Raw genomic sequence first — 6,757 nt, forward strand, 5'->3', positions numbered from 1 at the left:
GTCCATACCGATTATATGCAAACCGTTGCTGCTACTGGTCGTTTGAGCAGTAATAATCCCAACCTTCAAAACATTCCTATCCGTACCGAACGCGGGCGTCAAGTGCGGAAAGCTTTTGTGCCAAGAAATACGGATTACATCTTATTGGCGGCGGATTATTCTCAAATTGAATTACGGATTATTGCAGCATTGAGCCAAGAAGAGAACATGATCAACGCTTTTAAAAATGGGGAGGATATTCACGCTTCGACCGCCTCAAAAGTTTTTGGAGTACCGATTTCAAAAGTAACGCGCGAACAGCGTAGCAACGCCAAAACTGTTAATTTTGGAATTATTTATGGAGTTTCTGCTTTCGGATTGAGCAACCAAACCGATTTATCACGAAGTGAAGCCAAAGATTTGATTGACACCTATTACGCTACCTATCCAAAATTACGCAACTATATTAGTGATCAAATTGATTTTGCCCGAGAAAATGGTTATGTACAAACCGTTTTGGGACGGCGTCGCTATTTAAAAGATATCAATTCTAGAAATGCGGTAGTCAGAGGCGCTGCAGAACGCAATGCCGTGAATGCACCGATACAAGGAAGTGCTGCCGATATTATCAAAATAGCGATGATCAACATTCATAAAAAATTGCAAGACGGAAATTTTAAAACCAAAATGCTCTTGCAAGTCCATGACGAATTGGTTTTTGATGTGTACAAACCAGAATTGGAAACCATCAAAACCATGGTTAAATCTGAAATGGAAAATGCATATGCATTATCAGTGCCTTTAAATGTCGATTTAGGTGTTGGTGAAGATTGGCTGGAAGCGCATTGACGGGATGAAATTAAAGTTGAAATTGAAGTCGAATCCCGATTCCTGTTGGAAGAAGTCAAAGTTAATCGCATGGATAATCTTATTAAGACCATCTGAGATTTTAAATTTCAAACTTTAAAGCAATACTCATAAGATTATCTAGAATGTATGAATTCTTATTGATTTTACCGCTTCAACATTCTTGTTTTCTTTTGGAAATCTCAATGCGACCGAAAATTTAAATTGTAGTGATCAATATTTTGAATAATTTAGTCACTAAGCATTTGTTTAAAATAGCAGCATCACCTAAGTACATGACAAAGTTTTTCTCTATGAACAAATAAAGATAAACATCTGGACATAAGTATTTTATACCTTTATTCGGTTTAACCTCTTATTTTCTCAATCAAATAGATCCATAGTTTTTTCTATGTGCCTATGTCGTTAAAGTCTTGAATATAATTATTTTATGTCTTTAGTCAGTTTAACCACTTATCTTTTTAACCATATAGTGATATAGTTTTCTATGCGGTTTAATATTTTGTCATGTAGTGCGTATCATCACTCAATTCCTGCACGATTTTAAAATCCTTAAACCCATCTAAAAAATGTTAATAACCTCAACTATTGCCCATCAATCCAGTCTTGCCAATCCGGAAAATAATCAAAACATGCCAACTTCCCAACCTTATGATTGTGAGTACTTACTCAACAATAGAGCGCAAAAAAAGCGTTCAATCCATTCAAAAATCAAAAGAATCTGAAACTCAATAATTTTATCAACAAAATTCGTAGCGTACTATTTGGTAATCACATAGAATATCGTAAATTTGCAAACTCTTTTTGAGAGAGGAATGTTTAACTCGTTATGCCAACGGCATAACTTATAAAAATTAATTAGTGTGGATACATTAAGCTACAAAACGATTTCGGCCAACAAAGCGACTGCAGACAAGCAGTGGGTTTTGGTTGATGCTGAAGGGCAAACACTAGGTCGTTTAGCTTCAAAAGTTGCGAAACTTTTAAGAGGCAAACATAAGCCTAACTTCACACCACACGTTGATTGCGGAGATAACGTTATTGTTATCAACTCTGAAAAAATCAACTTAACAGGAAACAAGTGGAACGATAAAACTTACATTCGTCACACAGGGTATCCAGGTGGTCAAAGAAGTCTAACCGCTAACGAACTATTCGGAAAAGATCCGGCTAGAGTAGTGGAAAAAGCAGTAAAAGGAATGCTGCCTAAAAACAAATTAGGTGCCGATTTATTCCGCAACCTAAATGCTGTTGTAGGTTCTGAGCACTCACATGCAGCTCAAAAACCTAAAACAATTAACTTAAACGAATTCAATTAATGGAAGTAATTCACAAAATTGGCCGTAGAAAAACGGCTGTTGCTCGCGCTTATGTTGCCTCTGGTACAGGGAACATCACAATTAATAAAAAAGACATGGCGGTCTATTTCCCTACGGCTTCATTGCAGTACAAAGTAAACCAACCTTTGGTCATGACTAACAATGAAGGCAACTTTGATATTACAATCAATGTATATGGAGGTGGTATAACCGGACAAGCAGAAGCTATCCGTATGGCATTATCTCGTGCTATGTGCGATGTTGATGCTGAAAACAGAGGCATCTTAAAACCAGAAGGATTATTGACAAGAGACCAAAGAATGGTTGAACGTAAGAAATTTGGTCAGAAGAAAGCTCGTAAGAAATTCCAGTTCTCTAAACGTTAAGATTCTCTCCCGATTGCTATCGGGATTGATTGGGAATCTCTTGAAGAGCAACCCAATTAAATCGTTTTTTGAAACCTTTAAAAACCCGTTGGTTCATTCCAACATCAAAATTAAACCAGTTAATGTTGTCCAAAACACAAATGTGTAAGGATAGTTTAGCATCTAAATGGTAAAGGCGAGCAAAAGCAACCACTTTATCATTGCTAATTTAACAGAACGTAAACTATTACAAAATGGAAAAAATAGAAGTTAAAGAATTACTTGAAGCAGGTGTACACTTTGGTCACTTGACAAGAAAATGGGATCCAAACATGGCTCCTTACATTTATATGGAGCGTAACGGCATCCACATCATCAACCTTTACAAAACAGCTGCCAAACTTGAGGAGTCTTCAGAAGCACTTCGCAAAATTGCAGCATCAGGAAAGAAAATTTTATTTGTTGCTACAAAAAAACAAGCCAAAGACATCGTTGCTGAAAAAGCAGGTGCTGTAACCATGCCTTACATCACCGAAAGATGGCCAGGTGGAATGTTGACCAACTTTGTAACCATCAGAAAAGCAGTTAAGAAAATGACCGCTATCGATAGAATGAAAAAAGATGGCACATTCTTGACATTGTCTAAAAAAGAACGTTTACAAGTGGACCGTTTGAGAGCTAAATTGGAGAAAAACCTTGGCTCAATTTCTGACATGACCCGTTTGCCAGGTGCTTTGTTTGTAGTGGACATTAAACGTGAAAGCATTGCTATTAGAGAAGCCCAGAAATTAAACATTCCAATCTTTGCAATGGTGGACACGAATTCTGATCCACGTGAAGTACAATACGTAATTCCTGCCAACGATGATGCTTCAAAATCTATTGACAAAGTATTATCTATCGTAACTTCTGCAATTGCCGATGGATTATCTGAACGTAAATCAGATAAAACTGAAAAAGAAGAGAAAGTAGAGAAAAAAGAAAAGAAAGCAGTTACAAAGAAAGTAGTTGCTGACGAAGAAGAATAAAATAACATTATCACATATTTTAAAGTCGTTTGGTTCTTTTCTTTGCTGAAAATTAATTGAACGACTTTTTTTAATAAATTATACTTAGAAATTATGATAAAAATAACCGCCGCAGAAGTTAACAAATTAAGACAAGCTACAGGTGCAGGAATGATGGACTGCAAAAAAGCTTTGGTTGAAGCTGAAGGAGATTTTGACAAAGCCATTGACGTATTGCGTAAGCAAGGTCAGAAAGTTGCAGAAAAAAGAGCTGACAGAGAATCCTCTGAAGGTGCTGCTGTTGCTAAACTAAATGCTGACCAAACTGTGGGTATCGCCATTGTTATAGGATGTGAAACTGACTTTGTTGGTAAAAACGAATCGTTCATTGCATTGGCCAATGATATTGCTGATATCGCTCTAAACTGTACTACAAAAGAAGAAGTCCTTGCTTCGGATTTTGGCGGTGTAACCGTTGCTGACAAACTGATTGAGCAAACAGGTGTTATTGGCGAGAAAATCGACTTGAATGCTTTTGAAAGATTGGAAGCGCCTTACGTTGGTGCTTACGTTCATATCAATAAAATTGCTGCTATTGTTGGTTTTTCTGCAAAAGTTGATAACGTCGAAGAATTGGCAAAAGATGTGGCTATGCAAGTCGCTTCAATGGGTGCAACGACATTGTCTTACAAAGATTTTGACCCTGCTTTCATTGCCTCAGAAACAGAAGCTAGAATTGCAGTTATTGAAAAAGACAACGAAGAACGTGCCCGTATGGACAAAGCTCCTAAAAACGTACCGCAATACATTTCTATGGCACAATTAACACCAGAAGTATTGGCTAAAGCAGAAGAAGATGCTAAAGCTGAATTAAAAGCTGAAGGTAAACCTGAGCAAATTTGGGACAGAATCCTTCCTGGTAAAATGGAGCGTTTCATTTCTGATAACACAACATTAGACCAAGAAAAATGTTTGTTGGACCAAACGTTCATCAAAGACGAAAAAATCAATGTTGCTAAATACGTAGCTTCTTATGGCGATGTTAAAGTAACCGACTTTAAACGTGTATCTTTAGGATAACAAATAGTTCCTGCGAAAGCAGGAATCTATATAAATAAAGGCCACAACATCTTTTAGAAAGATGTTGTGGCTTTTTTAATTTCACATTGTACTTGTCGAAATGCAGGCTAATCTACTGGAGGAACACTGACTACACAGATTCAGCAGATTTCTACTGATCTTTTTAAGAATTATAAATTCTTTATGAATGCTCCACTATCTGCATTAAATCATAAAAATCAGCGTTATCGGCGTTCCATTTTTTGAACACAGAACACTCAGATCGAGCAGATTTTCACTGATGTTTTTGAGAATTTAAAGTTCTTTATGCTTACTCCACTATCCGCGTAAAATCATAAAAATCAGTGTTGTCAGCGTTCCATTTTTGAACACAGAACACACAGATCGAGCAGATTTTCACTGATGTTTTTAAGAATTTAAAGTTCTTTATGCTTATTCCACTATCAGCGTAAAATCATAAAAATCAGCGTTATCGGCGTTCCATTGTTTGAACACAGAACACACAGATCGGGCAGATTTTCACTGATATAATTAAGAATTTAAAGTTCATTATGCTTATTCCACTATCAGCGTAAAATCATAAAAATCAGCGTTATCGGCGTTCCATTGTTTGAACACAGAACATACAGATCGGGCAGATTTTCACTGATATAATTAAGAATTTAAAGTTCATTATGCTTATTCCACTATCAGCGTAAAATCATAAAAATCAGCGTTATCTGCGTTCCATTTTTTGAATACAGAACACCGATGACACTGCTTGAACTGATTAACACAGACATCTTCAATCATTTCGTCAAATTTTGCTTAAACTTAAATTATTGCTGTTAAAAACTTGAATAATCGCACAACGCCACCTTATTAATAAGTACAAAAAAACGCCCATCGTAATGACAGGCGTTTTATGAAAAACTAACAGTTTTTTAGTGTTCTTAGGTGTTTAGAACGAATACTTAGCGCCTATTTGAAGTTTCCAAGTTTGGTTATAGTTGTAGTTATAATCGAATGAATCCATAGGATAATCACCACTAACTTTAGCAAAAGAGTAAGACGGCACATTGTTTATGCTTGCATCTTTTTCATATCTCAAAATTCTCCCACTGTTTGTAGTGTTTGCATTTTTAGCAACACCCCATTTTGAATTCAACATATTACCTACGTTTAAGAAATCTAAACTCAACTGTAAAGTGTTTTTATTTTCTCCAATATTGATATAATACTCACGCACTAATCTCAAGTCGAACGTATGAACCCATGGGCTACGCGCACCATTAGCCTCCGCATATTTACCTTTATTCTTTTTCAAGTATTTATCTTGTTCCATAAAGTTAAAGAAGGCATCTTCATCAGCTTGACTGATAAATTGGATATCTCCTCTGTCTTTTGGGATGTAAATTAAATCTGTTGACCAGCCATCACCATTCATGTCATTTGCATAGGTATAGCTATATCCATTAGGAGAATATCCTGAATAGAATACATTGATTAACGTAGCAGATTTTAAGAAGTCAGTAGACCAAGGTAATTTATAACCTGCAGACCCAATCACTCTACTTGGCACCACATATTGTGAACGTTGAAGCTCTGGAATGTGCGGCCCGTTAACACCAATAACTCCACCGTATGCTGAGCCAGCATTACTACCTGGCATACCTGTAACTTCTTTTGATTCGGTGTACGTATAGGCCAACATTAATCTTAAATCTTCGACTGGCTCTGAATTCACAGTAATATTACCGATAGCACCCCAGCCCTTGCTCGTATTTGACAACACATAAGCATTTCTATTAGTATACGTACGATCGGCAGTTGAAGGGTAAATATATCTATTGTCAGGTCCAGAAAAACGCTCCCATGAAGCATCTGGATCTTTTATATTATAATTCTTAAGCATAACCCCATTAATGTTTTTTGTGTATATACCTTCTACAGTAACCGATAATGGGAATGAAACTGGCACATCATAATCAAAAGCCAAAGATGATTTCCATACTTGTGGCATTTTGAAGTTAGGAGCTACACCACTAATCTCAGAAGGCAATGCACCATCTGCTGGAGTTATGGTATTCTGCAGGTTCAACCTTGAAATCATTTCCTGTACATCCGTCATCATTGGTCCGGCTAAACCTTCTAATGCAGG

The 6,757-nt window shown here is 36.6% G+C and carries 6 protein-coding genes and 1 pseudogene; 6 read left to right on the plus strand and 1 reads right to left on the minus strand.

From position 1 onward, the window contains the following. The 6 genes from VNJ50_RS04905 to tsf form a co-directional block, all read left to right on the plus strand. Positions 1 to 828, plus strand: an 828-nt coding sequence (locus tag VNJ50_RS04905) for a DNA polymerase (RefSeq protein WP_325579608.1), incomplete at its 5' end; no start/stop codon positions are given. Between the two features lie 587 nt (positions 829 to 1,415). After that, the gene (locus VNJ50_RS04910) at positions 1,416 to 1,571 is read left to right on the plus strand and encodes a hypothetical protein (RefSeq protein WP_325579610.1); all 156 of its coding nucleotides are present in this window, start codon (positions 1,416 to 1,418) and stop codon (positions 1,569 to 1,571) included. 138 nt (positions 1,572 to 1,709) lie between these two features. After that, complete coding sequence (gene rplM, locus VNJ50_RS04915; RefSeq protein WP_325579612.1) at positions 1,710 to 2,165, plus strand: 50S ribosomal protein L13; 456 nt, start codon at positions 1,710 to 1,712, stop codon at positions 2,163 to 2,165. Next, positions 2,165 to 2,551, plus strand: coding sequence for a 30S ribosomal protein S9 (gene rpsI, locus VNJ50_RS04920; protein ID WP_325579614.1), 387 nt, complete (start codon positions 2,165 to 2,167; stop codon positions 2,549 to 2,551). The genes rplM and rpsI overlap by 1 nt, the downstream gene beginning before the upstream one ends. Positions 2,552 to 2,784: 233 nt before the next feature. Then, positions 2,785 to 3,558, plus strand: coding sequence for a 30S ribosomal protein S2 (gene rpsB, locus VNJ50_RS04925; protein WP_325579616.1), 774 nt, complete (start codon positions 2,785 to 2,787; stop codon positions 3,556 to 3,558). 93 nt (positions 3,559 to 3,651) lie between these two features. Beyond that, complete coding sequence (tsf, locus tag VNJ50_RS04930; protein ID WP_325579618.1) at positions 3,652 to 4,617, plus strand: translation elongation factor Ts; 966 nt, start codon at positions 3,652 to 3,654, stop codon at positions 4,615 to 4,617. Between the two features lie 940 nt (positions 4,618 to 5,557). Here the strand turns inward: tsf and VNJ50_RS04935 are convergent. Then, positions 5,558 to 6,757, minus strand: a pseudogene (locus VNJ50_RS04935) (TonB-dependent receptor); the annotation flags it as partial.

Origin of the sequence: Gelidibacter sp. (genome assembly GCF_035577925.1) — a bacterium.
In the GTDB taxonomy this organism is placed as follows: Bacteria; Bacteroidota; Bacteroidia; order Flavobacteriales; family Flavobacteriaceae; genus Gelidibacter.

Coding starts and splice junctions, on each gene's coding strand:
- VNJ50_RS04910 (WP_325579610.1), top strand. CDS start 1,416: ATGTTAATAACCTCAACTATTGCCCATCAATCCAGTCTTGCCAATCCG.
- rpsI (WP_325579614.1), top strand. CDS start 2,165: ATGGAAGTAATTCACAAAATTGGCCGTAGAAAAACGGCTGTTGCTCGC.
- rpsB (WP_325579616.1), top strand. CDS start 2,785: ATGGAAAAAATAGAAGTTAAAGAATTACTTGAAGCAGGTGTACACTTT.
- tsf (WP_325579618.1), top strand. CDS start 3,652: ATGATAAAAATAACCGCCGCAGAAGTTAACAAATTAAGACAAGCTACA.